The 24,923-nt window shown below is 53.1% G+C and carries 20 protein-coding genes; 6 read left to right on the top strand and 14 right to left on the bottom strand.

Going from position 1 to position 24,923, the window contains the following annotated elements:
- Positions 1-18: 18 nt before the first annotated feature.
- Entirely contained in the window at positions 19-1,950 is a 1,932-nt protein-coding gene (gene mutL, locus ACYVHX_RS09735; RefSeq protein WP_460671434.1) for a DNA mismatch repair endonuclease MutL, read from the bottom strand.
- Positions 1,951-2,210: 260 nt separating this feature from the next.
- Here mutL and ACYVHX_RS09730 point away from each other — a divergent pair, with 260 nt between their 5' ends.
- Entirely contained in the window at positions 2,211-2,369 is a 159-nt protein-coding gene (locus ACYVHX_RS09730; RefSeq protein WP_460671433.1) for a hypothetical protein, read from the top strand.
- Positions 2,370-2,486: 117 nt separating this feature from the next.
- Here ACYVHX_RS09730 and ACYVHX_RS09725 read toward each other — a convergent pair whose 3' ends face one another.
- From ACYVHX_RS09725 to ACYVHX_RS09700, 6 genes are all read right to left on the bottom strand, one after another.
- Positions 2,487-3,212 (bottom strand): RluA family pseudouridine synthase, encoded by a 726-nt coding sequence (locus tag ACYVHX_RS09725; protein WP_460671432.1) that lies wholly within the window; start codon positions 3,210-3,212, stop codon positions 2,487-2,489.
- A gap of 58 nt (positions 3,213-3,270) precedes the next feature.
- Positions 3,271-4,089 (bottom strand): 3-methyl-2-oxobutanoate hydroxymethyltransferase, encoded by an 819-nt coding sequence (gene panB / locus ACYVHX_RS09720; protein ID WP_460671431.1) that lies wholly within the window; start codon positions 4,087-4,089, stop codon positions 3,271-3,273.
- 131 nt (positions 4,090-4,220) lie between these two features.
- The gene (locus ACYVHX_RS09715; RefSeq protein ID WP_460671430.1) at positions 4,221-5,597 is read right to left on the bottom strand and encodes a murein hydrolase activator EnvC family protein; all 1,377 of its coding nucleotides are present in this window, start codon (positions 5,595-5,597) and stop codon (positions 4,221-4,223) included.
- 72 nt (positions 5,598-5,669) lie between these two features.
- On the bottom strand, positions 5,670-6,515 hold the full coding sequence (locus ACYVHX_RS09710; protein ID WP_460671429.1) for a DUF4292 domain-containing protein: 846 nt from the start codon (positions 6,513-6,515) through the stop codon (positions 5,670-5,672).
- A complete protein-coding gene (locus tag ACYVHX_RS09705; protein WP_460671428.1) occupies positions 6,508-8,319 on the bottom strand; it encodes a tetratricopeptide repeat protein in 1,812 nt (603 codons plus the stop codon). Before ACYVHX_RS09705 ends, ACYVHX_RS09710 begins: the two co-directional genes overlap by 8 nt.
- 231 nt (positions 8,320-8,550) lie before the next feature.
- Entirely contained in the window at positions 8,551-9,195 is a 645-nt protein-coding gene (locus ACYVHX_RS09700) for an AlbA family DNA-binding domain-containing protein (RefSeq protein ID WP_460671427.1), read from the bottom strand.
- Positions 9,196-9,397: 202 nt separating this feature from the next.
- Here ACYVHX_RS09700 and ACYVHX_RS09695 point away from each other — a divergent pair, with 202 nt between their 5' ends.
- On the top strand, positions 9,398-9,841 hold the full coding sequence (locus ACYVHX_RS09695) for a sterol desaturase family protein (RefSeq protein ID WP_460671426.1): 444 nt from the start codon (positions 9,398-9,400) through the stop codon (positions 9,839-9,841).
- 83 nt (positions 9,842-9,924) lie between these two features.
- Here ACYVHX_RS09695 and ACYVHX_RS09690 read toward each other — a convergent pair whose 3' ends face one another.
- Positions 9,925-10,146, bottom strand: a complete 222-nt coding sequence (locus ACYVHX_RS09690; RefSeq protein ID WP_009284883.1) for a DUF2795 domain-containing protein — start codon at positions 10,144-10,146, stop codon at positions 9,925-9,927.
- 195 nt (positions 10,147-10,341) lie between these two features.
- On the opposite strand from ACYVHX_RS09690, the gene ACYVHX_RS09685 reads away from it, so the two are divergent.
- Positions 10,342-11,070 carry a copper homeostasis protein CutC gene (locus ACYVHX_RS09685; RefSeq protein ID WP_460671425.1) on the top strand — a complete coding sequence of 243 codons (729 nt, stop codon included), beginning with the start codon at positions 10,342-10,344 and terminating at the stop codon, positions 11,068-11,070.
- Positions 11,071-11,173: 103 nt separating this feature from the next.
- Here ACYVHX_RS09685 and ACYVHX_RS09680 read toward each other — a convergent pair whose 3' ends face one another.
- From ACYVHX_RS09680 to purU, 4 genes are all read right to left on the bottom strand, one after another.
- On the bottom strand, positions 11,174-12,838 hold the full coding sequence (locus tag ACYVHX_RS09680; RefSeq protein ID WP_460671424.1) for a sodium/sugar symporter: 1,665 nt from the start codon (positions 12,836-12,838) through the stop codon (positions 11,174-11,176).
- 119 nt (positions 12,839-12,957) lie between these two features.
- Entirely contained in the window at positions 12,958-14,055 is a 1,098-nt protein-coding gene (locus ACYVHX_RS09675) for a DUF4421 domain-containing protein (protein WP_460671423.1), read from the bottom strand.
- Positions 14,052-16,886, bottom strand: coding sequence for an AsmA family protein (locus ACYVHX_RS09670; protein ID WP_460671422.1), 2,835 nt, complete (start codon positions 16,884-16,886; stop codon positions 14,052-14,054). Before ACYVHX_RS09670 ends, ACYVHX_RS09675 begins: the two co-directional genes overlap by 4 nt.
- A gap of 87 nt (positions 16,887-16,973) precedes the next feature.
- Complete coding sequence (gene purU, locus ACYVHX_RS09665; protein WP_460671421.1) at positions 16,974-17,813, bottom strand: formyltetrahydrofolate deformylase; 840 nt, start codon at positions 17,811-17,813, stop codon at positions 16,974-16,976.
- Between the two features lie 173 nt (positions 17,814-17,986).
- On the opposite strand from purU, the gene ACYVHX_RS09660 reads away from it, so the two are divergent.
- Positions 17,987-19,807, top strand: coding sequence for a glycosyltransferase (locus ACYVHX_RS09660; RefSeq protein ID WP_460671420.1), 1,821 nt, complete (start codon positions 17,987-17,989; stop codon positions 19,805-19,807).
- Positions 19,808-19,910: 103 nt separating this feature from the next.
- On the opposite strand, the gene ACYVHX_RS09655 is transcribed toward ACYVHX_RS09660, so the two are convergent.
- Positions 19,911-21,281 carry a DUF349 domain-containing protein gene (locus ACYVHX_RS09655; RefSeq protein ID WP_460671419.1) on the bottom strand — a complete coding sequence of 457 codons (1,371 nt, stop codon included), beginning with the start codon at positions 21,279-21,281 and terminating at the stop codon, positions 19,911-19,913.
- A gap of 69 nt (positions 21,282-21,350) precedes the next feature.
- Here ACYVHX_RS09655 and ettA point away from each other — a divergent pair, with 69 nt between their 5' ends.
- Positions 21,351-23,018 carry an energy-dependent translational throttle protein EttA gene (gene ettA / locus ACYVHX_RS09650; RefSeq protein ID WP_460671418.1) on the top strand — a complete coding sequence of 556 codons (1,668 nt, stop codon included), beginning with the start codon at positions 21,351-21,353 and terminating at the stop codon, positions 23,016-23,018.
- Positions 23,019-23,129: 111 nt separating this feature from the next.
- On the opposite strand, the gene ACYVHX_RS09645 is transcribed toward ettA, so the two are convergent.
- Complete coding sequence (locus tag ACYVHX_RS09645; RefSeq protein ID WP_460671417.1) at positions 23,130-23,738, bottom strand: HupE/UreJ family protein; 609 nt, start codon at positions 23,736-23,738, stop codon at positions 23,130-23,132.
- Between the two features lie 165 nt (positions 23,739-23,903).
- Between ACYVHX_RS09645 and ACYVHX_RS09640 the strand changes: the two genes are divergently transcribed.
- Positions 23,904-24,875 (top strand): zinc-dependent alcohol dehydrogenase family protein, encoded by a 972-nt coding sequence (locus tag ACYVHX_RS09640; protein ID WP_460671416.1) that lies wholly within the window; start codon positions 23,904-23,906, stop codon positions 24,873-24,875.
- The last annotated feature ends 48 nt before the right edge of the window (positions 24,876-24,923 follow it).

Here is a 24,923-nt window from a genome sequence, read left to right as displayed (position 1 = left end):
TCTGGCATAATAACGATATCAGGACCGAAATAATCCTGCTAATTTATCCAACGTCAAGACCGTCGTAATCAGTTCGCCGTTGGGCGTATAGGTCGGGTTTGACGATGCAATTAATTGTTCGACCAACGCCCGCTGCTCCGGCTCGGCCAGTTGTTTCGATTGCCGGACCGCCGACCGCCGGGCCAGCGACCGGGCCAGCACCTCGGCGCGTTCGAGTTTGAGCCGCCCGGTATCCTCGCGGAGCTGGGCCAGGAGGTTGGCAAAAAGTTCTTCCTCGTTCTCGCCCACCGAGAGAGCGGGCACCCCGCGGATGAGAAAGGCATTCTGCCCGATTTCGTCAAAAAGAAACCCCAGGCTGGTCAAATCATCGCGTAATTCCAGCGCCAGGTTATAATCGACCGGCATCACCGATACGGTTTTTGGAAACAGCAGTTGTTGCGAAACGCCGTTCCGTTTGGTCAGCGCAGCCTGGTACTGGTCGTACAAAATCCGCTCATACGCCCGGCGCTGATCGATCACCAGCACACCGGCCTGAACCGCCGTCAGCAAATACCGGTTGAAGCCCTGAATAACGGCGGTAATCGCTTCGGACGTGAGCGGTACGGTTTTTAGCTGATTGGCCCGGCTTTCGACTGTTACGGCCCCGGTTTCCGGCTGTTTGTCGCCCAACTCACCGGTTTCAAAAAGCGGAGCCGCTTCGGTAGGCGATTCCGGTGTTTCAAGGCCATCAAACAGGGCCTGCCAGTTGGCGGCTGACTTGCGCGGAAAGTCAAACCCCGATCCGGTTTTTTGCTCGGCGGGTTCACTGGACCAGGCGGGCGACATTGGGCGCGGAGCCGACCGGTTTTTCGTTTCCGAAGGTTCAGCATCCGGTTTTAAGTCGGCCGAACGCCGGGGGGCCGGAGTCACCGGCAGAAAATTAACATTCGAGTCAAAATCGAGCGAAGGCGTCAGGTTATACACGCCGACGGCTTTCCGGACGGCGGCCATGACGATAGCGTAAACCGAACGTTCGTCGTCGAACTTGATTTCGGTTTTTGTGGGGTGAATGTTGATATCGATGTGCGACGGGTCGATTTCAATAAACAGCACATAAAACGGGTGGCAACCGTCCTGAATCGTTCCTTCGTACGCGCCCACCACGGCATGGTGCAGGTAATTGTGTTTAACGAAGCGCGAGTTGACGAAAAAAAACTGCTCCCCGCGCGTTTTGCGGGCAAATTCGGGCTTGCCAATGTACCCGCGTACGTTTACATACGGCGTTTCTTCCTCGCAGAAAGCCAGTTGTTCCCGGTATTGTTTTCCAAACAAATCAACAATCCGGCGGCTCAGCTTCCCGGCCTGCAGGTTATACACCTCCGAATCATTGTGGTAAATCGAAAAGGCAACCTCCGGATGGGCCAGCGCAACGCGCTGAAATTCGTCCAGAATATGCCGCATTTCGACGGAATTCGTCTTTAGAAAATTACGCCGGGCCGGGACATTGAAGAATAAATTTTTAACGAGAATATTGGTTCCCGGCAAACACGAAACCGACTCCTGGGTTTTCAGCTCCGATCCTTCCATGCGGATCAGCGTTCCCAGTTCGTCCCCGGCATCCGACCGGCGGGTTCGCAATTCCACCTGGGCAACGGCGGCAATGGACGCCAGGGCTTCACCCCGAAACCCCATCGTCCGGATGCGGAATAAATCGTCCGATGAGCGGATTTTCGAGGTTGCATGGCGTTCAAAACTCATTCGGGCATCGGTTTCGGACATGCCAATGCCATCATCTATAAGTTGAATTAAGGATTTACCAGCCTCACGGATAATAATTTGTACGGTTTTTGCTTTAGCATCCACTGAATTTTCCAGCAATTCCTTGACCACTGATGCTGGCCGTTGCACCACTTCACCAGCCGCGATCTGATTGGCGATGGAATCGGGAAGCAGTTGAATAATATTCAACATTTTGTATTTATCTAATAATCCGAGGTCTTAACAGAAGAACAAATTACTACTTTTCTATGACATAAGAAAAAGCAGCCGAAAGAGCTTCGCTATTTTTATAAATCTTTTTTTCGGATTCGTTGTTATAGAAATAATTCAAGACTCGTTTTGAATATAATTAGAAAAAATTCGATTATTTTTTGTTGATTTCGTGCAAATGACAAAAGGTTTTACGAATTTGTAGGCATTGAAAAGTGGCACAATTTTACCCAAATACCGAGATGAAGAAGGTCAATCTGAACATGATTTTGCACTGGGTCGTTTTCTTCCCGATTATCTTACCGCTTTGTATGATCTTTGGCGCTGTGCAGGGAGCCATCCAGATGGCGGAACGTGTCATCAACCAGTTCTGGTCGGACGTAACGCCCACCATTGAGTGAATTGCCGAACAACTATTTTCCCGATTTGACGACCCGGTTTTTCGTCCGGAAAGCCGCGTTCCATTCCAGCTTAAAGTAGGATTAATCTACGGTCGCACAGCCACGGGCCACCGTAACTCAGTAGATAAAATCCAGGTTTTTATCCTTGTAATCCTCCGGATCAAGCGTCAGGAACTCCTCCCAAAATGGATTATTAGGCACCCCGGCTTTGCAGATCAGGGGTTCTTTTTTGATGGGATGAATGAAATAAAGCCGTCTGGCATGTAAATTGATACTACTGTCCTGATTTGGTCGGGGGTAACCATATTTGATGTCACCCCGGATCGGACAGCCTATGCTGGCCAGCTGCACCCGAATCTGATGCGGGCGGCCGGTAATCGGGTTCACCTCCAGTAAATAATGATCATTGATCTTGCCGAGCAGCCGGTACGTTAATTCGGCCTTCTGCGAACCCGGCACCTCCCCTTCATACGCTTTCACCGTATTGGTCGCTTCATCTTTCAGCAGAAAATGCGTCAGCCGGCCCTTTTCCTCACGCGGTTTTCGCGCGACGACCGCCCAGTAAGTCTTCTGAACCTGCCGCTTCCGGAAAACTTCGTTCATCCGTTCCAGCGCCTTTGAGGTCCGGGCAAACACCACCAAACCACTGACGGGCCGGTCGAGCCGGTGAACCGTTCCCAGGAAAACCTCACCCGGTTTTTCGTATTTCTTCTTGATGTAATTTTTGATCAGATCCAGCAGCGGCACGTCCTTCGTTTTGTCGGCCTGCACCAGCACCCCCGGTTCTTTATTGACCACAATCAGGTGATTGTCTTCATACACAACAACATACTTCTGTTTCATAATGACAGGATGAATGCAGATTCATCTTTTTGCGCTTTCAAAACGAGCGATCGCGATCTTAATAGGCTTCCTCCTTACTCGGAAACTCCCGGTTTTTCACATCATCGACGTAATGTCCGATGGCTTCCGTAATAACGCCGTGCAGATCGGCGTACCGACGCAGAAAACGCGGTTTAAACTCTTTATTAATGCCCAATAGATCGTGCAGCACCAGAATCTGGCCGTCGGCATCCGGCCCGGCACCAATGCCAATGGTCGGAATCGTCAGACTCTGCGAGACCTGCTGCGTCAAAGCGGCCGGAATTTTTTCCAGAACAACGGCAAAGCAACCGATGGTTTCCAGCATTTTAGCATCCTCCAGCAACTTCTGGGCTTCCGTTTCTTCCTTGGCCCGAACGGCGTACGTACCGAATTTATAAATCGACTGCGGAGTTAACCCCAGGTGGCCCATCACTGGTACGCCCGCGCTCAGAACGCGAATAATCGACTCTCTTACTTCCAGACCGCCTTCCATTTTCACGGAATGCGCCCCCGATTCTTTCATGATCCGGATGGCCGACCGCAGTGCTTCGGTCGAATTGCCCTGGTAGGAGCCAAACGGCAAATCGACCACCACCAGCGCCCGCTTGACCGCCCGTACGACCGAAGCCGCGTGGTAAATCATCTGATCCAGCGTAATGGGCAGGGTGGTTTCGTGACCCGCCATCACGTTCGAGGCCGAGTCGCCCACCAGAATGATTTCTGCACCGGCAGCATCGACCAAACGACCCATTGAATAGTCATAGGCGGTCAGCGCCGAAATTTTTTCCCCTTTGGTTTTCAGTTCCTGAATAACGTGGGTCGTAATCCGTTTGATGTCGGGGTTGTGAACAGACATTCGTTCTATAAACCGTTTAGGCAATCGTGAGCAGAATCAGCAGGCAATCTACGGCTAATTAGTATGCAGAAAACCAAGATAGTAGCAAAATGATTCTGTAAACCGGAGTCGGTTTTGGATTCGCCCGGAAATCAACGGTCAATCAGCCAGGATTCGGGATTCATTCGATTGGTGCTTTTCCAGACCTGGAACTGTACTTCCGCCACCCCGTCCTTGTCCGTTGCCACCACCCCAATCACATCGCGGGCTTTCAGGCGCTGGCCAACCTGCACCGATACGCTTTTCAGTTTGGCGTACACGGTATAATAATCACCGTGCTGAACCGCAACGATGTTGTGCATCCCGGTTACGTAAGTCGTGTACTGGACAATGCCGTCATAAACCGCCCGCACCACTTCGCCGGGGTTGGTCTGGATGTCAATTCCGGGGTTATCCTGCATAACGCCTTTCAAAACCGGGTGCGGTTTTACCCCGTAATGATCCGAGATGAATCCCCGGGAAACCGGCCAGGGCAGCCGGTTGCGCGAGGCTGCAAAGGACGATGCTAGTGCGGTTTCTTCTTCATTGAGCAGCGAATTCCGGCGCTCGTCGATTTTGCGGGCCGTCCGCTCCGGTGCTTCCGGAGCCGCTTCCGTGGGTTTGGCCTCGGCGACGTCGGCCGGTTTTTCGGCACCCGGTTCTGCCGCAGCTTCTTTTGCCGCTTTGGCAGCCGCTGCGGCCGCGGCCCGTTCCCGGGCAATCCGCTCCCGCTCGGCTCTTTCACGCGCCAGTCGGGCCAGCCGCTCCCGCTCCTGCCGTTCCCGGATCTCCCGGCGAATCATTTCGGTGATCGCCGACTCCAGCCGGTTTACCGCTTTGCGGCTTTCGGCCAGTTCGTTGCGCAAATCCTGTTCTTTCTCACCCAGTTCCTGCGCCACCCGGTTTTTTTCGTCTTTCAGCCCTTCCAGCCGTTTCGATTCGTTGACCTGAACCGCCAGCGTTCCCTGCTGCTGTTTCTTTTTCTGCTCGACAGCCTGCTGCTTGGTGAGCATCTCCTGCCGCACTTTTTCAATTTGCCGCACCTGGCCCTTGCGCGCTTCGGAATACTGCTGAAGGTATTTATAGCGGGCCACCAGTTGATTGAAGCTTTCGGCGGAAAACAAAAAACCGAGCGGATTGACCTGCTGGCGCCGTTTATCGGCCGCATAAATCATTTCGCCGTATTCTTTTTTGAGTTTTTCCAGATCGTTCTGCAGCTGACCGGAGGTTCGGCGCAACTCCCGGATTTCGCTCGTCATCAGTTTAACATCTTCCGTCAGCAGGTTGATTTGTTTGGACTGGACGGCAATCTCCTGGTTGAGCGCCTTCAACTGACCCAGCGTAGCCTGTTTCTGCGACGATGTCTTTTTCAGAATCGTCCGAATCTGCGAGACTTTCTCAATATTCTGTTTTTTCTCTTTCTCCAGCTGCTGACGGCTTCGTTGCTGGGCCATCAGGCTCCCACCCGCCAGCCAGCCAAAGGTTAGCATAACGATCCATACCCGCCAATTAATAGCCCAAACTACTCTATACTTCATATGCATTTTGCCAAACCGGGGCGGTTACGGTCTCCGTTGGTATTTCGGCGGAATACTGAACGGAAAGCCCGGATTTTTATCGGTAAGCTCTACTTTATTGTGCCGAATTCGCAAGACGGTCTGGTAAGGTTGGCCGTCATTTTTGGATTTATAGTCGACGGTAACCAGACTGGTGTATGGAAACAGAAAATTATTCAAAACCGTAAAATCCTCGTAATCAAGCGAAAGCGAGTTTTTGGTAGGTTGTTCCACCACCAGGAGTTTTTTCAGCTTCCGGTTTTGCTCCCCAATGTAATTGTCAACCAGCACCTTGCCTTCGTGTTGCCGCAACAGCAGAAAATCCTTTTCATTTTTAACCCGCTGGGCGGGCTCCTGCGGCAACGGCAGATTCCCAATCAGCAGGGATTGAATCAACCCAAAAGTGAGATTGAAATTAAACCGCTGGCTTAACGACGCATAATCATACACCGAATATTCCCGGTGAATGCGATCCATGATCACGACCGAATCGGCCGTAATCAGCGCCCGCGCCACTTCAACGCCCACGCCCGAAACCGACAGCCAGATCAGGCTGTCCTTGTCAATGCGCAGGTTAACGTTGGCGTTGTTGATATCCTGTTCCTTGCTTTTGAAAGATACCTTCGATTTAGCCGTGAGGTAGTCAAAATCAACCTGATCAACATTGGCATTCGGATCGACGGAAGGCAGGGCCGTTGCGGCAGCCGCGGTGTCAGTACGGGTAGTGGGACTGATGGAAACCGTATCGGCGGATGGAGAAGGGGGGGCATTCCGGAACATGTTTCGCCGGCGACATCCGTCTGACGTAATCAGGAGGATGACGCCCACCAATCCAAGAAGGTATTTACTCATAAATTTTTCCGGTTGCAATTTTCTTATCCAACCGTTCGGTCGTTTCGCCTTTCTGTTTTGCTTTTTTCCATTGTTCAACGGCCTTGTCGAGTTCGCCAAGCTGGTACAGCACATCGCCGTAATGTTCGATGATGGTGCCGCTCACGTTCTTGTCGGTCTGGATCGCTTTTTCCAGATAAGTCCGGGCTTTGGCGTAGTCTTTCATGACGTACAGCACCCAGGCGTGGGTATCCAGGTAAGTCGCGTTGGTTTGGTTTTTTTCGACCAGCCGCTCCGACATTTGCAGGGCCAGCGGCAGTTTTTCTTTCCGGAGGGACAAAAAATAGCTGTAGTTATTCAGCACATGGTCGTTATCAGGATCGGCTTTCAGCACTTCTTCATAGGCTTGATCTGATTTCTGATGATCGCCCATGCCGTTATAAACGTCGCCCAACTGAGCCGTAACGCTTTTCATCAGTTCGGCGTTGGTTGCCGAGAGCCGCCGGCTTTCTTCGTACGCTTCGATTGCTTCTTTGTAGCGCTTTTTGAAGTAGTTTGCCGAACCGTTGAAGGCCCAGATCACCCCCTGGTTGGGAAACAACTCGAGTGCCTGCTCGGAATGAACCAGCATGCTGTCCATCTGATTCAGTTCGCCGTCGAGTTGCAGAATAGCGCCCCAGATTTCGTACGTTGCCTTATCCTGCCGGGCGGCTTTGACGTAGTAGTCCCGGGCTTCGGCCTTTTTCCCCTGCTGGTGCAGCAAATCGGCGTAGATCGCCTGGGAGCGCGCGTCTTTGGGATGGGCCACGGCGAGTTCCTTCGCCAGTTTTAGAGCGCTTTGTCTGGCTTTTTCATCTTTGCCCACCATTTCGATGTAGCTCGACAAAATCCGCGCTTTGATGTCGGCTTCCAGATTCGGGTTGGCAAATACCTTGTCCAGTTCCTGGCTGCATTTTTCCAGATTGCCCTGTTTCCGGTACAGATCGGCCAGCATGACGTGGGCCTGCGGCAAATCCGTGTTTACTTTCAGCGCCCGCTGAAGCCAGTCCACCGCCTGATCATTGCGGTCGTTCGCAATGAGCAGTTCGGCCCCTTCCAGGAGGTAGTCCGTTTCTCCCGGTTCGTACGCCACCAGTTTTTCAGCTTCCTGAACCGCCTTTTCGACTTTATTCTGCTTTAGGTAAATCCGTTGTTTCTGCCGGATGATTTCTTCATTCATCCCCGTGGCCTTCTCGACTTTGTCGTACATGTCGAGCGCCTTGTCCGGTTTTTCATCGAAGAGGTAGATAGCCGCCAGCTCAACCCCGTATTCGATGTTGTCCGGGCTTTTCTTGATCAGTTCTTCGTACAGATTCTCCGCATCGGAATACCGCTTCTGCTTCACAAAGAGTTCGGCCAGTTGCAGAACATAGTATTTATTGATGCCTTTGTCTAATTGAACGGCTTTCTGGGCAAACGAGAGCGCTTCGTCGGCTTTGTTCTGCTTCAGCAGAGCCGTGGCTGCGGCATAATGGGCTGCGGGATTTTCGGGATGCAGCTGAATCACTTTCTGGAACTGAGCAACGGCTTTCGCCGGTTCGTCCATCATCATGAACTTCATGCCTTCCGTAAACAAGGATTCCTCCACCCCCCGGACGCCTTCCGTTGGCTTCTGTTCCTTGCTTTTGCGCTGGGCTTCAGCGGGTGTATTCATCCACACCATCAGGCAACCGATGCCGGCAACCAGCCATACCCGCCAATTTGGTTTTACCAGATCGTGCATCTGCTCATTCATGCTAAAATGAATCGAATCGTTGTGACCACCCAATCGGGTTCTTTTGTTCAAACGCGCCAGACACAGTCTCTATTGCAGCGAAGAGGTACCGTTGGTCACAATATACAAAGGTAGTGGAAAACATCGGATTAGTTACCCGATGGCGGTGGGTTGATCAGTGGGAAGATTACTAAAAATATCGGATAATGAATCTTGAATAACGCATAGCAAACGGATCACAACCTCATTCAATATTCGTTATTTGATGTTCAATATTCGCTATTTTAAAACGGTTTTGTTTAATCAGCTCGGCCGGGTGGTAAACCGGTCGCTGATTTCGCTGGGATGCACCTGCAGGACGTTCGCCAGCACGAGCAGCACCAGGGTCCGGGAGGCCATTTTGCGGGGAATGTTGGCAATGTTGGCAAAAGAATCGACGGTAATGCTCTGATTTCGATCCAGATGCTGCATCAGCGCCTGCTCTTTTTCGCCGTACGTAAAGCGAATGTTGCGTTCAGCGGCTTCGCCTTTCAGAATCTCCCGGACTTCTTTGCTGGCCTGAACGGCCTTGTCCTCGACCCGAATGTAGGCCCGCCGAATCTCGTTGATGGGGTCGTCGACGTAGTGCGGTTTTCGGTCGCTTTCCGGAACGGTGATGACCAACACTTCCCGTTCGTTGGCCAGCGAAACCCGCTCCATGGAGTAGTCAATGGTGGGGGTGCAATACCGCCCGATGGCGCGTTCCAGCAGGTATTCGTCTTCGTCGACGTGTTTGAGGCCCTGGATGCTTTTGTCGTCGCCGATGCCGATCAGCAACTTCCCACCCTCCGTGTTGGCAAAGGCCACAATTTCGCGAATAATCCGTTCGGGGTGATTGGACTTTAATTTGAATTCGAGATGCGTTCCTTCACCCTGTCGAACCAGTTCCTTGAGCGCCCTGTAGTCCATCCGTCAGTCGGCTATGTAGGTTTCAGAAAGGTTGCCAGCCCTCCCTTGCTTTTAAATATAGTCGTTTTCACCAATACGAACCAAAGGTTTCGGCAACTATTTTACCGGGAAATAGACTAATTTCGTCGGTTATTCTCACTATTAACTATTTAAGTGAGTTAGTGGTTTACCTTTTGTCTGTACCTGATCTTATAACGAAAAAATGCTGGTAAACGTTGCAATCGTCCTGCTTACGTTTGTGGGAATGGAGGGAGTCGCCTGGTGGACGCACAAGTACATTATGCACGGTTTTATGTGGCACTGGCATCATTCGCACCACAACCACCACCCCGGTTTTCTGGAGCGGAATGACTGGTTCAGCGTGGTGTTCAGCGGAGTGGCCGTCGGTATGGTGGTAACCGGTTTTGAGGTGGATTCGCTCTGGTTTCTGGCCCCCATCGGAATCGGCGTGTCCTTGTACGGTATTTTCTATTTTGTTTTTCACGATGTCATCGTTCACCGGCGGATCAAAATCCGGTTCACGACCCGCAACCGCTATCTGAATCGCATCATCCGGGCGCATTACATCCACCACCGGGTACATAAGCGGCAGGGGGCCGAAGCGTTTGGCTTTCTGTATGCCCCCAAAAAGTACCAGAAATCGTAACGACGCGGCACTGAAACGCCAAAACCCATAAAGCACAACCGCGGGGCTGTATCTTTATGGGTCACCTAGCCGGAAGCTTCCGGCTAATACTCGTCTTCGTTGAAAAAGAAGTCGTCCTTGGTGGGGTAATCAGGCCATATTTCCTCGATACTCTCGTAGGGCTGACCGTCGTCCTCCAATTCCTGCAGGTTTTCGACTACTTCTAAGGGAGCACCTGAGCGGATCGAATAATCGATCAACTCATCTTTGGTAGCCGGCCAGGGGGCATCTTCCAGATAGGATGCCAGTTCGAGTGTCCAATACATAAGCGTTCTGCTAATAATATGACAACTGATTGTCGTAAATTGTGCAAAAGTAAAAAAATATGAATATCCTATACATTTCCCGGAAAAATCTTTCAGAAACGTTTGGAGGGGCATTTAGGCCAAATAACCGCGTCCCGAATAAAAATGTTTGTATTCTTTTCCTAACTTCTTCTATTCCCCCAACTTTAGTAAGCAATGGACGTTGAAATTTGTGCCTTTTCGTTGGAGTCCTGCCGGATTGCGCAGGAGCACGGAGCCACCCGAATCGAGTTATGCGGTGGCGCAGCGGAGGGCGGGACGACCCCCAGTTACGGTTTGATCGAACTGGCGCGTCAGGAATTAAAAATTGCCCTTTATGTGATGATCCGGCCCCGGGGTGGTGATTTTCTTTACAATGAAACGGAGTTGGCCGTAATGCGCCGGGACCTCGAAGCCGCCAAACAGGCCGGTGCCGACGGGGTGGTGCTGGGTTTCCTGCATCCGGATGGTACGGTCGATGAAGCCAGAACGGCCGAATTCGTTCACCTGGCGCATCCGCTGCCGGTTACTTTCCACCGCGCTTTCGATGTGACGCGCGACCCGCTGGAAGCGCTCGAAGCCGTGATTCGGACGGGGGCGAAACGCATTCTGACCTCGGGCCAGCAGGCCAGCGCCGAAACCGGTCTGCCACTCTTGAAAAAACTGGCCGAACAGGCCGGGGATCGAATCGAAATTATGGCCGGAGCCGGTGTAACCGCCGGCAATGCCGCCAGATTGGCTTCGGCGGGCGTTCACGCGCTCCACCTGACGGGCAAGCAGGTCATGGACAGTGGCATGCAGTTTCGCAACCCGGATGTGCCGATGGCGTCGGTGGCCCTAAGCGAATTTGAGTGGCTGAGCACCAGCAGCGCCGTCGTCCGGGCGGTGGTTGAAGCGGTTAAATAAGGGTTGTTTCGCAGAGTTAAGCGGAGATTATCAGAGCTACGCAGAGAAAACTCCGCTTAACTCTTTTTTACTCGGCTCAACTCCGCGATATAACTTGACTTTTCTACCAGAAATACGCGTAAAGGAACGTGATAACCGCCAAAACAACGGCGGCTCCGATGGCAAAGCCCGACGACGTTTTGAACATGCTGCTGTCAATGTCAAGCCCTTTGTCACTCGGTTTTTGCAAGCCCAGCACAATCATGACGGCCACGCAGATCAGGAAGACAAAGCCCATCGTGTCGAGGAACGGAATGGTGTAAACTCCGTCCGGATTGGGAACCGCAAAACCCAGGGGCGCCAGAAACGCCAGATCCACCATGCCGGGCAGAACGTATTTAAAGAACAGCGACAGTAAAAAACCGCCCACAATGGCGAACAGAGCCCCGCTCGAATTGGTCTTTTTCCAGAAAAAGCCCATGATAAAGGCCGCAAAAACGCCCGGCGATACCAGACCGGTCATTTCCTGAATGAACTGAAAACCGCCTTTTTTGTCGATGCCCATGAACGGCGATATGAAAATAGCCATCAGCATCGAGACCCAGATCGTTACGCGGCCCACGCGCACCAGTCTCTGCTCACTGGCGTTCGGTGCAATGTATTTTTTGAAAATATCGAGGGTAAAAATGGTGGAAATCGAGTTGGCTTTTCCGGCCAATGACGCCACCACCGCAGCCGTCAGAGCGGCAAACGAAAGTCCTTTCAGCCCCGATGGCAGGAGGTTCAGCAAAACCGGGTAGGCGTGGTCTTTATTGACTTCCCCCGTGGCATCGAGCATTTCCTGTTGAAACAAGCCGTTCTGATACAGCGTGTAAGCCGCAATACCGGGCAATACCACGATGATCGGCATCAGCAGTTTCAGGAAAGCCGCAAACAGGATTCCCTCGCGGGCGGTTTTCAGATCCGCCCCCAGCGCCCGTTGCGTAATGTACTGATTACAACCCCAGTAGTTCAGGTTGACAATCCACATGCCGCCGATCAGCACCGTCAAACCCGGCAGGGAGGCATAATGCGGGTGGCCTTTCGGGAAAATCATGTGAAAATGGTCTTCCGATTGCGTCAGCATTTTATTAAAACCGTTCAGAATTCCGGTGGTGGCATTTTCCGCCGAAACCAGATTGATGGCCAGATAAGTGGTGGCCAAGCCGCCCAGAATCAGAAAGAATACTTGGATGACGTCGGTATAGCCGATTACCTTCATCCCGCCGAGCGTGATGATCACCGCAAAAACCGCCAGCCCGATCATGCAAAGCGTGAAGTTGAGCCCCGAAATGGTGGAAACCGCCAGCGCGCCCAGAAACAGAATGGAAGTCAGATTGACCAGAATGTAGAGAAACAGCCAGAAAATGGCCATAATCATCGCGACGGTGTTGTTGTACCGCTTGGTCAGAAACTGCGGCATCGTGAAGATCCGGTTTTTGAGGTAGATCGGCATAAAGAAAACCGCTACCACAATCAGCGTTGCGGCCGCCATCCACTCGTAGGTGGCAATGGCCAGCCCCATCGCAAAACCGTCGCCGGATGCGCCAATGAACTGCTCGGCCGAGATGTTGGACGCGATCAGGGAGGCCCCGATGGCCCACCAGGTCAGCGAACCTTCGGCCAGGAAGAAATCGGTTGAGGAGGTTTCCTGCGTCTTTTTTCGTTGATAAATCCAGTAGCCGTACCCCGCTACGATGATGAAATAAATAAAGAAAACAACGTAATCGAGAGTCTGTAATTTTTGCATAACGGCAACCAATAAACAGGAAAGAAATGCTGTAGGATTATTTCGGCTCGAAAGATAACGATTTAGAGAACATATTCCTGCCCGGAAACGGCTTCCGGACAGATTTATGTTTTGGGCGCTTACAGCGAGATTTTAATGTTATCCGGTACGATCTTCTGCAAACGCGCTGCGGTTTTGAAGCGCCGGGCAACCGTTAACCGGTAATTCCCGGTATGAAGGGTATACTGGTAAATGGGACTCGTGACCGACACCGAGCCGTTGACCCAGCCGAGCGTGACGCACCACCGATTGCTGTTGTAGCCCGCCACCACCCGAAACAACAAATCCGGGCGGACGTTGCCGTAGGTTAGGTTTCCGGTTCCGAATGACTCTTTGCTGAAGGTCGCATTCAGATTGGCCGTCAGCGAGCCCGTGGCAAACCAGTGTTCCCGAAAGACGTAAGTGTAGGCATAGCCCGCGCCCGGCCCCAGTTTTACCAGCCGCATCCGCTGCACGGTTTCGGTCGGAAAATCGGCCCGCAAAACGCCGGGAACCAGCGCGCTGTCGCCCCGCACAATGCCGTAATACAGCTGAAAACCGATCAGCCAGGTGCCCGCCGAGCGCCGTTGCCACTCGTTCTGCACCAGAGCCGCCCGAAACGAAAACCGCCGGAAATTAAACACCCGCCGGACGGAGCCCCCCACCAGCCGGATGCGCAAATCGGGGCGCAGGTAAAACTGATCCAGATCGGGAGCCGCCGTGCCCCGGGGTGTCAGGTAATAGCCCCGGTAAAACTGCCCGAACCCGTCGAGCACCCATTTCCGCATGTAGACGTGGGTTTGCAGATCGATGTCGTTGGTTCGGCCTTTCAGCGCCCGATTATCCAGAAACGAAAGCCCATAGGCCAGGTTCAGCGTCAGCGCTTTGAACGTGGCTCCAACGCCCAAATCCAGCGACGAATTGGGCCGGTAATGCAGCGAGGGCGTCGAAGGCAGTGGGGTCGATAAAAAAAAGGAGGTATACTTTTGGGAAAGATAGGTCCGCCCGGTCAACTGTCGGGGAAACGTCCGGACGTAGGCCGTATCGACTTCGCGCCTTACCCGGTTCTGGGCCTCGGCCACCGAAACCGTCCACAGCAACGTTACCCCGATCAAAAACCGGAAGCCCGGACAAACTACGTAAAAAGCCGGTTTGCTGCCACCGCTAGGCGGGTGACCAGCCAGCGAACGTTGCTTCATCGCACAAAAGTGGTGTCAATTTTGTGTCTGCTCAATTCGTTTTGCCATTCGTAACGAAGGGATTGTTTGTGGGCTTCAAAATCCCGCCGACCGAACATTTTCATCCGGTATTTGCCCAGGTCGCGGTGCAACAGCAGGTGGTTTTTCAGCCCTTTGTTCATGCGGGTCGAATCGGCTTCCTGAATTTGCCGGATCCGGCGTTTGTTGTTGCCGAACAGCAGGTCGGTCAGGCTGATTTCAACCAGAAAAGCCGCCTTCTTGTTGAGCGTATAATCGCCGTTGAGATGAAGATACGAAAGATTGCTGGTTAAATTCAGATCGGGCATCAGAATCCGGTTCTGGTGCAGCAAAAACTGGGCGTCCACGTCCTCGAAGTAAATGTGGCTTGTTTTGGTTTTCGGCAAAAACCGCAGGGCCTGCTGAATCGGCTGGACCTCAATTAGTTCCATGTTCCGAATCGCGGCTTTGGTGTAGGCGGTTATCCGGTTGATATCCGGCAAAAAATCATTGTTCAGTTCGGTGCGCAACATCATCGAGCAATCCACATTCCCCCGGATGTTGTCGCTGCGCAGAACGTCGATTTTCATTTCTTCAGCCGCGCGGAAAAGCTGATGCAAATCCATTTTCTGGAGCGTCACATTCAGCGTAACCGGAAACCCGTTCGGATCGCCCAGCTTCATGAGGCCCCGTGAGCCCAGCCGCCCGCCAAAGGCATTCATCGTGAGTCGTTCCAGTTGGGCGGTTTCGTCTTTGATGACGGTTTTTAAGCCAAAATCGTCTCCTTTCAGGGTTTGGTAGTCCAGTTTTCGGGCTTTCACTTCCACGTCGAACCGGTAATCGCTCAGGGCGGTTTTGCCTTTCGGTGCCGCCGGACTCTTGTAGGTCGCCTGCATGCTGTTCAGGCCGGCCAGCAGACCCACCAGCCGCTGCAAATTCAGCCGGTCGTACGACAGTTGCAAAGCCGCGAACGGCTCCTGAATGCCGTCCTGATTGAGCTGAAAATGACCCAAACCAGCAATGGTTCCGCCCAGCGTGGTCCGGCAAACCAGCCGGGGCACCTGCACCCGTTCGCCTTTTTTATGCACCACAAACGACATATCGCTCAGATCTTCGCGCGACGGCAGCCGGATGCGGTCGATCCGGATTTCGGCGGTATACTCGGTTCCGAACAGCAGCCCGGCCAGCAGGCTATCGGTGGAGGTCGGTTTTTTTTCGGGAAGCGCCGGCCGGGCCTTCGGCGCCACCGGTTTTGAAAAATCCATTTCCTGCCAGTGAGCCGCCAGTTGGGTCCGAACCGGATATGTGTTCTTATCTCCCCCCAGCACATACCGGAGCAGGTTGGTTACTTCGCCATTCACGCTGAACGCCTTCCCTTCCAGTTTCCCCACAACCTCCCGAATCCGCAGCCTGTTGTGTTCCGGAAGGAAGTGAATGTCGGCCTGGAGCGCCGTACACCGGCCCGAGGGTTTCGGAAAATTCAGACAACCATTTTTGATCCGAAGGGTGCCGTTCCAGTAGGGCTCAACGGGCGCAGGTGCGGTCACATTGGAAAAAAGCAGCGGGCTCCGCACCGCCAGGTTAATGGCCGCCGTGCCCTCGTACAGGGAGTCGCCCGGCCAGTTCATAAACTGCGCCAGTTGCAAAAGCGACAGATTACCCCGAACCGTGGCGTCGACCACCGGTGAAATCAGGTTGGTCAGCTTGCCGTTCACATCCAGCGTATCCTTGCCCGACAGAACGCGGAATTGATCAAGCGTCAAAACCGTCGTTTCGCGGGAATTACGTTCGCCGTTGTTCCAGTTGCCTTTTACGCGCACGGTTTCCAGAACAACCGGCGTTTTGGGCCAGTGGTAATTCCGGGCCAGCAGCTGAAAATCGACGTGGCTGTGTGCGCGGGTAGTTGGTCCGCTCAGGCCCTGCATCCGAAACTGAAAAGCCACCGTTCCCTTCAGGGCCGAATCCCCGGCGTACCGCTTGAGCGAATCGGGCAACAGGGCCGTCAGAAATTCGTGCGCCGGTTGTGAGCCGCTCAGGCCGATGTTCATGTCGGTGCCTTGCTTTTCGGGAAGTTTCCGGTGGCTACCCGTTAAACTGACGGGCAACCCATTCACCCGCAGCTGGCTTCGGCTGAACGTTCCGGTTTTGGTCAACTGGTTGTAGGCATAGTGGACATCCGCCGTAAAAGGCTGCGACCGGAACAAGGTCAGGCTGCGGTTTTTGATGTACTCAATCGCGCCGTCGAGTGAGCCTTCGAGTTGCAGCGTCGATTGCACGAGCTGACCGCGCAGGTCGGCTTTCCGGATGCGCATCGAAAACGCATTTTTTTTGTAGCCGTTTTCCACCAGTACCGTCGCGTCTTCCACCCGGATTTCCGGAATGGCGACCGAATGCTGGTGGCTGGTGTCGGAGCGGTTTTCGGCTTTCCAGACAAACCCGGTTTTTTCGCCGGTCGAATCCACCCATTGATGATACCGAACGCCTTTCAGAATAATTTTTCGGACCGTCCGGTCATCCCGGAACAGGTCGGTGGTGCCAATGACCAAATGGGCCTGATCGATGCCGATGATCTCCATCGGTTTTTGTCCCTGATTATCGTGAATCGACACATCGTGAAGTTGAACCGAGAGGTGCGGAAAATGGCTCAGGATCGAGAAATCGACGCCAAAATCGGCCAGCCGCTGCTCCGAATGCCGGGCAAACTCGTCACGAATGGACTGAATGACTTTTTCTTTGTAAACGGTGGCCAGCAAAAACGGAATAACCAGGCCTACCAGCAGCATTACACCTGCTGCGGCCACGCCTATTTTTATCCAGTGAGCAAACCTCGCCATTGCTTTTACAAACCGATCGTTGAGTAACCGAAACCGACCGCAAATCCGGTTTTAACTAAACACCGATCACCGGTACACTGTTCGACCTCATAAAATGATCGTACGGTTCTGGTGGATAAAAACGCGGTCGTTGAAGACCAGTTTGAGTGCCTGCGACAGCACGATTTTTTCGACGTCCTTGCCTTCGGTCGCCATGGCAGCCGCCGTGTACCGGTGGTCTACCTCCTTGATATCCTGGGCGATAATGGGTCCTTCGTCCAAGTCGTTGTTGACAAAATGGGCCGTAGCGCCGATGATTTTAACCCCCCGGTCGTAGGCCTGGCGGTAGGGGCTGGCGCCCATAAATGCGGGTAAAAACGAGTGGTGAATATTCACGATCCGATTCGGAAAATGGGTCACAAATTCCGGGGTCAGCACGCGCATGTACTTGGCCAGAACGATGTATTCCGGCTCGTAAATCGCCACGATCCGCAGGATCGCGGCTTCGTGTTCTTCACGGGTTTTGTGTTCGTGCGTGATATAATGGAATGGAATACCGAACTTGCTGACCAGATCCTGAAGCGTATTGTAGTTGCTGACAACGGCCAGAATATCCGCATCGAGTTCGTTAAAAGCGTACCGAATCAGCAATTCCGCTAAACAATGGTGCTCTTTTGTAACAAAAACAATACTTTTTTTCTTTTTTTTAGGATTAATACGGAGATTAATGCTGGTGGGTAGGGTCTGGCGTAATTTATCAGACAAAACCGTACTGTCATAATTACCTTCGAACTCCGTACGCATAAAGAATTGCCGGTCGGGACTAACGTATTCATTGTTGCGCAGGATGTTCAGGTTATGCTGGGCCAGCACACCGGTAACGCGGTGAATAAGGCCCGTGCTGTCGGGGCCGTCCATCAAGAGAATATGACGAGTTTCGGTGGACATGAACGAATTGATAATTTGAAAGTTATAGGTAAATGTAGTAAAATCACCGCGCTAATCGCCTTTCCCGGTTGAATAGGCCTTAAGGATTTTTACCGAGTACCCTTATCGCCCGGCCGGTTTTTTCGGTCACTCCGATCAGCGGGAAAGGCCGGTTAGCCACCCTAACAAATTGTATGGCATTGGAATCGTTGCTCTCTGCATCTAAGCGAAAATTGCTTATTGAAGTGGCCTGGGAAGTTTGTAACCAGGTAGGCGGTATTTATACGGTGATTCGGTCGAAAGTGCCGTCGATGGTCGAAAAATGGGATAATGATTACATCCTGCTGGGTCCGTACTTCCCGCAAAGGGCGGCCGTCGAATTTGAGCCCATCACGCAGGACGATGGGACCGAGATCAGCCGTGTGGTGCTGAGTATGCGCTCGCGGGGGCTGGATGTTCAGTATGGCTACTGGCTCATTACGGGGAAGCCCCGGGTGGTGCTTTTTGGCATTCAGAGCCTGGGGCCGGCCATCGAACAGGTCAAATTCAACCTCTGGGAACGCCACGGCATTTCCACGCTGGGGGTGGAAGAGCTGGTGAATCAGGTGGTCGGTTTTGGCGAACTGGTGCGGATTTTCCTGACCGAACTGGCCACCGAAAGTGCGCGTCACGTCGATACGACGGTGCATTTTCACGAATGGATGGCCAGCAGCGGTTTGCCGGATCTGCGCAAAGACAACGTCAAAGTGGCCACGGTTTTTACCACCCACGCCACCATGCTGGGGCGCTATCTGGCGCAGAACGAATCCGGTTTTTACGGAAAGCTCCCCTTCTTCGACTGGCAACGCGAAGCCAAACACTACAACATTGAAGCGCAGGCAACGATTGAACGCCTGTCGGCGCAGCAATGCCACGTTTTCACCACGGTCAGCGATGTCACCTCCCGCGAGTGCGAGGTTTTTCTGGGCCGCATTCCCGACCTGATTCTGCCCAACGGTCTGAACATCATGCGGTTTACGGCCGTCCACGAATTTCAGAACCTGCACGTCAAGTACAAGGAACGGATTCACGAGTTCATTATGGGCCACTTTTTCCAGAGCTATTCGTTTGATCTGGAGAAGACGCTTTACTTTTTTACGTCGGGGCGGTTTGAGTTCAGCAACAAAGGCTACGACCTGACGCTCGAGGCCCTCGCGCGCCTGAACTGGAAGATGCGCGAAGCCAATATGGACATGACGGTCGTTATGTTCATGATTACCAAACAGCCGTTCCGCTCGGTCAATCCCGACGTACTGCACAGCCGCGCCTTGCTGGATGAAATTCAGGAAACCTGTAAAGCGATTGAGAATCAGCTCGGCAACAAGCTTTTTCTGAACGCAGCCTCCGGCGAAGACATCAACCTGCCCGACCTCAATCAGTTTGTCGATGAGTACTGGCGGCTCCGGCTCCGGCGCACCATCCAGAGTTTCAAAACGAACCAGCTGCCGCCGTTTGTGACCCACGATCTGGTGCAGGAGGACGACATGGTGCGGTTTATCCGGCAGATTCAACTGGTCAACAACGCCCACGATCGGGTCAAAGTCGTTTACCACCCGGATTTCATTTCGTCCACCAGCCCGCTGTTTGGGCTGGATTACGGTCAGTTTGTGCGGGGCTGCCACCTCGGCGTGTTTCCGAGCTACTACGAACCCTGGGGCTATACGCCACTCGAATGCGTGGTGCGGGGCATTCCGACGGTTACCAGCGATTTATCCGGTTTTGGCGATTTCATCATGCAGATTATGCGGGATTACGAAAACCGGGGCATTTACGTGGTCAACCGAAAAACGCAAACCTTTAACGAAGCGGCCGACCAACTGGCGAATATCCTGTTCCGGTTTGTCCGCCTTTCGCAACGCGACCGGATTACCCAGCGCAACCGCGTCGAGAATATCGCCGAAGTGTTTGACTGGACCAACCTCCGCTCCTACTACGATACCGCCCACGATCTGGCCCTGAAGCGCAGAAAACCATAGGGAGGAGGAAAGGAAGAAGGGGAAGAAGGAAAAAAGGAGAAGGGAGGAAAGGAAAAGGGGTTTACCCGCTCGTCCTTTCCTCCCTTCTCCTTTTTTCCTCTAATTAATATTGATTCAGTTCTTTGTTGAACTCCGTCAGTATCTGTTCTTTCATGGCGATTTTGCGTTTCTGGGTATTCACCTTGCTCATCATCATTTTGTCAGCATCCTCGTTCCCCGGACGGCCCAGCGTATCCATGCCACTCATGGCCATCGCCAGATCGCTTTTCTCGCGCCGAACCAGATACTCCAACTCCCGAACCTTCGTCCGCAGCTGCTCCGAGCGGCTTTTCAGTTCAAAAGCCGGGTATTTACGGGTAATCACCCGTTCGAGGTAGTTCAACTCAAAAATCTTGTCGCAGGCAGAGCGGAACCGTTCGGAAACCGTCTTGTCCACCAACTTGAACGGAATCTTGATTTCCTTCCACTGGTTGAGCAGCTGTTTGGCCCGGTCGGCAGCGGCTGGAATGTCGGACTGTTTCGCCAGTTTTTCGGCTTCGTCGGCCATTTTCATCTGCTGCTCCACCCGCGGGTCGATCCGCACTTTGGGTTGGATACCGCGCGCCAGGTTATACCGGTCAAATACGGTTTTGGTGGCCCGGCGGTATTTCTTCAGGATTTTTCCGGACTTCTTGATCGGCACTTCGCCCACCTCTTTCCATTCGTTGTTCAGATTCCGAATCAGGTGGTAGGCTTCCGTCAGGACCTTCATGTAGCGCTCTTCGGCGATATTGGCCCGTTCGAGTGCTTCGCCCTCCAGATTGTCCCGCTTGAACGGTCGGCTGCGGTCGGCTTCATAAATCGACCGCACGGCCCGTTCGGCCTGGGCAATGAGCGCATCGTAGCGATCGATGCGTTCCTGAATAACTTTATTCTGTTCGTTGAAGAATTCGCGCCGGCGCTGAAAAAAACCGTCCAGTGTTTCGCTGAAACGGCTTTCAATGGTTTCGTCCAGTTCCTTGTCAACCGGGCCGGTTTTAATCCACTTCAGTTTGATTTCCTGAAGTTTCTCGGCGGTTTCCTTCCACTCAACGCTGTCGGCCACCGCTTCGGCTTCGGCCAGCAACGCGTGTTTGATTTCCAGATTTTTAAGCTGGTTGGTCCGGATCAGTTCCACCAGCACCTCTTCCTGTTCGTCGAGCCGATTCAGCAACGGAATAAAATGGCCGATGGCATCGAAACTAAGCAGCTTTTTCCGCAATTGAACGAGTTTCGTCAGGTACGACCCTTTGTTCTGGGCCTCCTGCACCTCCTGCTCCAACTGGTTTACTTTGTTTTCGGCAATTGTAAACCGGTTCTTAAAATAATCGAGCGCTTCCTGTTCTGTGCGTTTCACTTCACCGATTTGTCGGTCCGGATAGCTGAGGTAGCTCGACAAAAATACCTTTCCGTCTTTGACGTAACCGTATTCGTCTACCAATTGAGCTTGTTCCATTATTTTACTCTTTAAGACTGAGCTATGGGTTTAATTGTTGATATTTGCCAACTATAAAAGTAACCAAACATGAGTCAGGAAACCATTATATTCTCCATGGCGGGTGTCAGTAAAATTATTCCGCCGAACCGACAAATCCTAAAGAATATCTACCTTTCCTTTTTTTACGGTGCAAAAATCGGTGTTTTAGGCTTGAACGGCTCCGGGAAATCGACGCTTTTGCGCATCATTGCGGGGCTCGACAAGAATTTTCAGGGCGAAGTCGTGTTCTCGCCGGGCTATTCGGTCGGCATGCTGGAACAGGAACCGCAGCTCGATCCAAACAAAACCGTAAAGGAAGTCGTGGAAGAGGGCGTTCAGGAAACTGTCGATCTGTTGAAAGAATTTGATCGGATCAACGAAGCCTTTGGCGACCCCGACGCCGACTTCGACAAACTGATTGCCAGACAGGGCGAGGTGCAGGAGAAACTCGACCACCTCAACGCCTGGGAGCTGGACAACCGGCTCGAAAAAGCCATGGACGCGCTCCGCTGTCCGCCCTCGGATACCCCAATTGCGACCTTATCGGGTGGTGAAAAACGGCGGGTGGCCCTCTGCCGCCTGTTGCTACAACAACCGGATGTTTTGCTGCTCGACGAACCCACCAACCACCTCGATGCCGAGTCGGTTTTGTGGCTGGAAGAACATTTGCGCCAATACGCCGGAACCGTCATTGCCGTTACGCACGACCGGTATTTTCTGGACAACGTAGCGGGCTGGATTCTGGAACTCGACCGGGGCGAGGGCATTCCCTGGAAAGGCAATTATTCGTCGTGGCTCGACCAGAAACAAACCCGCCTGGCCAAAGAAGAAAAGCAGGAATCGAAGCGCCAGAAAACCCTGCAGCGCGAGCTGGAATGGGTTCGGATGGCGCCCAAAGCCCGGCAGGCTAAGTCGAAAGCCCGTTTGGGCGCTTACGAAAAGTTGCTGAACGAAGACAATCGCCAGAAAGAAGATAAACTGGAGATTTTTATTCCGGCGGGTCCGCGGCTCGGCTCCAAAGTTATTGAGGCCCACGACGTTGCCAAAGCCTTCGGCGACCGGCTGCTGTTCGAACACCTGAATTTTCAATTGCCGCAGGGCGGTATTGTCGGCATCATCGGTCCGAACGGGGCCGGTAAAACAACCTTGTTCAAACTCATTACGGGCAAGGAAACACCACAAAATGGCACCTTCGATGTGGGCGAAACCGTGAAATGGGCCTACGTCGATCAGGAACACGACGGACTGGATAGCGACAAGACGGTTTTTCAGACCATTTCCGGCGGCAATGAATGGATCATGCTGGGCGGCAAACAGGCGAATGCCCGGGCCTATGTCAGCCGGTTTAACTTTACGGGTTCCGATCAGGAAAAGAAAATTGCCAACCTCTCCGGCGGAGAACGAAACCGGGTCCACCTGGCGATGATGCTGAAAGAAGGGGCCAATCTGCTGCTGCTCGATGAGCCCACCAACGACCTGGACGTGAATACCCTGCGGGCGCTGGAAGAAGGTCTGGAGAATTTTGCCGGTTGCGCCGTGGTCATTTCCCACGACCGCTGGTTCCTCGACCGCGTGGCCACCCACATCCTGGCGTTCGAAGGCGATTCGCAGGTCTACTGGTTCGAAGGAAACTTCTCGGAATACGAAGAAAACCGCAAAAAACGGCTCGGCAGCGAGGCAACGCCCAAGCGGATCAAGTATAAAAAACTGGCTTAAGTCGGCATACAGCGACTTTGACTTATTGAGTTGACGATAGCCGGTTTTTCGAAAACCGGCTATCGTATTTTCTGCCCGGTCGGCCTGTGAAAATGGCTGGTATTGCCACCCTTAAAATAGCTGGGCGAGATACGCATTGCCGATGATCAGCGACAGCGCCATGCCAGCCACAATTCCGGAAATGATCAGGTTCCAGTCGTGGCGACGCACTTTCAGGATTTCGACGAGGACAAGGGCAAGGGTCAGAATGCCAAATACGATGAAAATCTGGCCGAACTCCAGTCCGAGGTTAAACGCAAACAGCGGTTTGACAATGTTGGATTGCTGCCCCAGCAGGCTCCGCAGGTAATTGGAAAAGCCCAGGCCGTGAATCAGCCCGAACACCAGCGCCAGCACATAGCGCCCCGACGACTGTTTGGGTTTTTCATTAAACCGGCTTTTGGGCACCTGGTAGAAAAAGTTGGTAAAAGCCGTAATCAGAATCGTCACCGGAATCAGCAGCTCAATCAAATCCGTGCTGTAGTTGACGAGTTGCAGGGTCGCCAGGGCCAGCGTCAGGGAGTGCCCCAGCGTAAAAGCCGTCACCAGAATCAGGACTTGTTTCCATTGGCTGAGATGATAGACAGCACACAGGGCCACAACAAACAAAATGTGATCGTACCCGCCCGGATCGGTAATGTGCGAAAAGCCCAATTGGAGATAAGCCCAGAATTCACTCATACGGCTGGATGGAAGTGGTTCGTCAAGTGAGAAAACCCTCACGGATTGAGCCGCAAAAATAGAAAGTTTGTTCGTTCAGACCTACTTTCCCACCCGTAACTGCGGTTGGCCTTGCACTTTTGTCGAACTATTTGGTATTTCGCAGCTTCACCGCTCCTTTTGTCCATGCAAACCGTCAGCTTCTCAGCCATCGGTCATCCAACCGAGGTTCTCCGGGTCGTCGAGGCTCCGTTGCCCGAACCGGGACCGGGCGAAGTCCGGATTAAAGTGATTGCCAGCCCGCTCAATCCTTCGGATCTGATGTATGTGCAGAACCTGTACGGAATCCAGCCCGAATTGCCTTCCGGGGCCGGTTTTGAGGGCGTCGGCCTGGTCGATGCCGTGGGCGAGGGCGTGGCCATGCGAACCGGCATCCGGGTGAGTTTTACGGCCATCGGCGCCTGGTCGGAATACGTTCTGGCCAACCAGCGCAGTCTGATTCCGGTGCCCAATACGCTGTCCGACGACGTGGCCGCCCAGTTGTTCGTCAACCCGTTCTCGGCTTACGCGATGCTGGAAGAAACCGGCTTGCAGGCGGGTCAGTGGGTGCTGTTGACAGCCGCCGGATCGTCGTTCAGCAAACTGGTGATTCAATTGTGCAAGCTGAAAGGGATTCAGACCATCGGAACGGTCCGGCATAATGATCTCGACGATGAGCTGAAAGCCCTCGGCCTGACCGCCGTGATCAATACGGAAAAAGAAAAACTGACGACGCGGGTAAAAGCCCTCACGGAGGGCAAAGGCGTGGCCTGTGTCTTGGAAGCCGTGGGCGGCACAACGGCCTCCGACGCGCTGAAATGCCTGTCGAAAGGCGGTACGATGATTCTGTACGGCGTTTTAAGTTTGCAAAATCCGTCTTTCAACGTCGGTTTGATGATTTTCCGGGAGCTGACAATCAAAGGATTCTGGCTCACCGACTGGATGCGCCGGGTCGATAGCCAGACCCGCCAGAACGTGGCCCGCAACGTAATCACGCTGCTGGTCAGCGGGCAGATTCAGGTGCCCGTCGAAGCGGCCTATCCCCTGTCTGAAATTAAAAAGGCCGTTGAACACAGCCAGCAGTCCGGCCGGCACGGAAAGATTCTGATTAAAGTCTGATCAGTAACTTTTCCGATCATTCTACTGATAGTTTCGTTATATTTGACC

The sequence above is a fragment of the Larkinella ripae genome (genome assembly GCF_054780775.1).
Note: the sequence above shows the minus strand (reverse complement) of the source record. Positions and strands in the feature narration are given on the sequence as shown.

What these genes read in the sequence shown, in the direction of transcription:
- mutL (WP_460671434.1), bottom strand. Translation starts at nt 1,950, where the DNA reads ATGTTGAATATTATTCAACTGCTTCCCGATTCCATCGCCAATCAGATC.
- ACYVHX_RS09730 (WP_460671433.1), top strand. Translation starts at nt 2,211, where the DNA reads ATGAAGAAGGTCAATCTGAACATGATTTTGCACTGGGTCGTTTTCTTC.
- ACYVHX_RS09725 (WP_460671432.1), bottom strand. Translation starts at nt 3,212, where the DNA reads ATGAAACAGAAGTATGTTGTTGTGTATGAAGACAATCACCTGATTGTG.
- panB (WP_460671431.1), bottom strand. Translation starts at nt 4,089, where the DNA reads ATGTCTGTTCACAACCCCGACATCAAACGGATTACGACCCACGTTATT.
- ACYVHX_RS09715 (WP_460671430.1), bottom strand. Translation starts at nt 5,597, where the DNA reads ATGCTAACCTTTGGCTGGCTGGCGGGTGGGAGCCTGATGGCCCAGCAA.
- ACYVHX_RS09710 (WP_460671429.1), bottom strand. Translation starts at nt 6,515, where the DNA reads ATGAGTAAATACCTTCTTGGATTGGTGGGCGTCATCCTCCTGATTACG.
- ACYVHX_RS09700 (WP_460671427.1), bottom strand. Translation starts at nt 9,195, where the DNA reads ATGGACTACAGGGCGCTCAAGGAACTGGTTCGACAGGGTGAAGGAACG.
- ACYVHX_RS09695 (WP_460671426.1), top strand. Translation starts at nt 9,398, where the DNA reads ATGCTGGTAAACGTTGCAATCGTCCTGCTTACGTTTGTGGGAATGGAG.
- ACYVHX_RS09690 (WP_009284883.1), bottom strand. Translation starts at nt 10,146, where the DNA reads ATGTATTGGACACTCGAACTGGCATCCTATCTGGAAGATGCCCCCTGG.
- ACYVHX_RS09685 (WP_460671425.1), top strand. Translation starts at nt 10,342, where the DNA reads ATGGACGTTGAAATTTGTGCCTTTTCGTTGGAGTCCTGCCGGATTGCG.
- ACYVHX_RS09680 (WP_460671424.1), bottom strand. Translation starts at nt 12,838, where the DNA reads ATGCAAAAATTACAGACTCTCGATTACGTTGTTTTCTTTATTTATTTC.
- ACYVHX_RS09675 (WP_460671423.1), bottom strand. Translation starts at nt 14,055, where the DNA reads ATGAAGCAACGTTCGCTGGCTGGTCACCCGCCTAGCGGTGGCAGCAAA.
- ACYVHX_RS09670 (WP_460671422.1), bottom strand. Translation starts at nt 16,886, where the DNA reads ATGGCGAGGTTTGCTCACTGGATAAAAATAGGCGTGGCCGCAGCAGGT.
- purU (WP_460671421.1), bottom strand. Translation starts at nt 17,813, where the DNA reads ATGTCCACCGAAACTCGTCATATTCTCTTGATGGACGGCCCCGACAGC.
- ACYVHX_RS09660 (WP_460671420.1), top strand. Translation starts at nt 17,987, where the DNA reads ATGGCATTGGAATCGTTGCTCTCTGCATCTAAGCGAAAATTGCTTATT.
- ACYVHX_RS09655 (WP_460671419.1), bottom strand. Translation starts at nt 21,281, where the DNA reads ATGGAACAAGCTCAATTGGTAGACGAATACGGTTACGTCAAAGACGGA.
- ettA (WP_460671418.1), top strand. Translation starts at nt 21,351, where the DNA reads ATGAGTCAGGAAACCATTATATTCTCCATGGCGGGTGTCAGTAAAATT.
- ACYVHX_RS09645 (WP_460671417.1), bottom strand. Translation starts at nt 23,738, where the DNA reads ATGAGTGAATTCTGGGCTTATCTCCAATTGGGCTTTTCGCACATTACC.
- ACYVHX_RS09640 (WP_460671416.1), top strand. Translation starts at nt 23,904, where the DNA reads ATGCAAACCGTCAGCTTCTCAGCCATCGGTCATCCAACCGAGGTTCTC.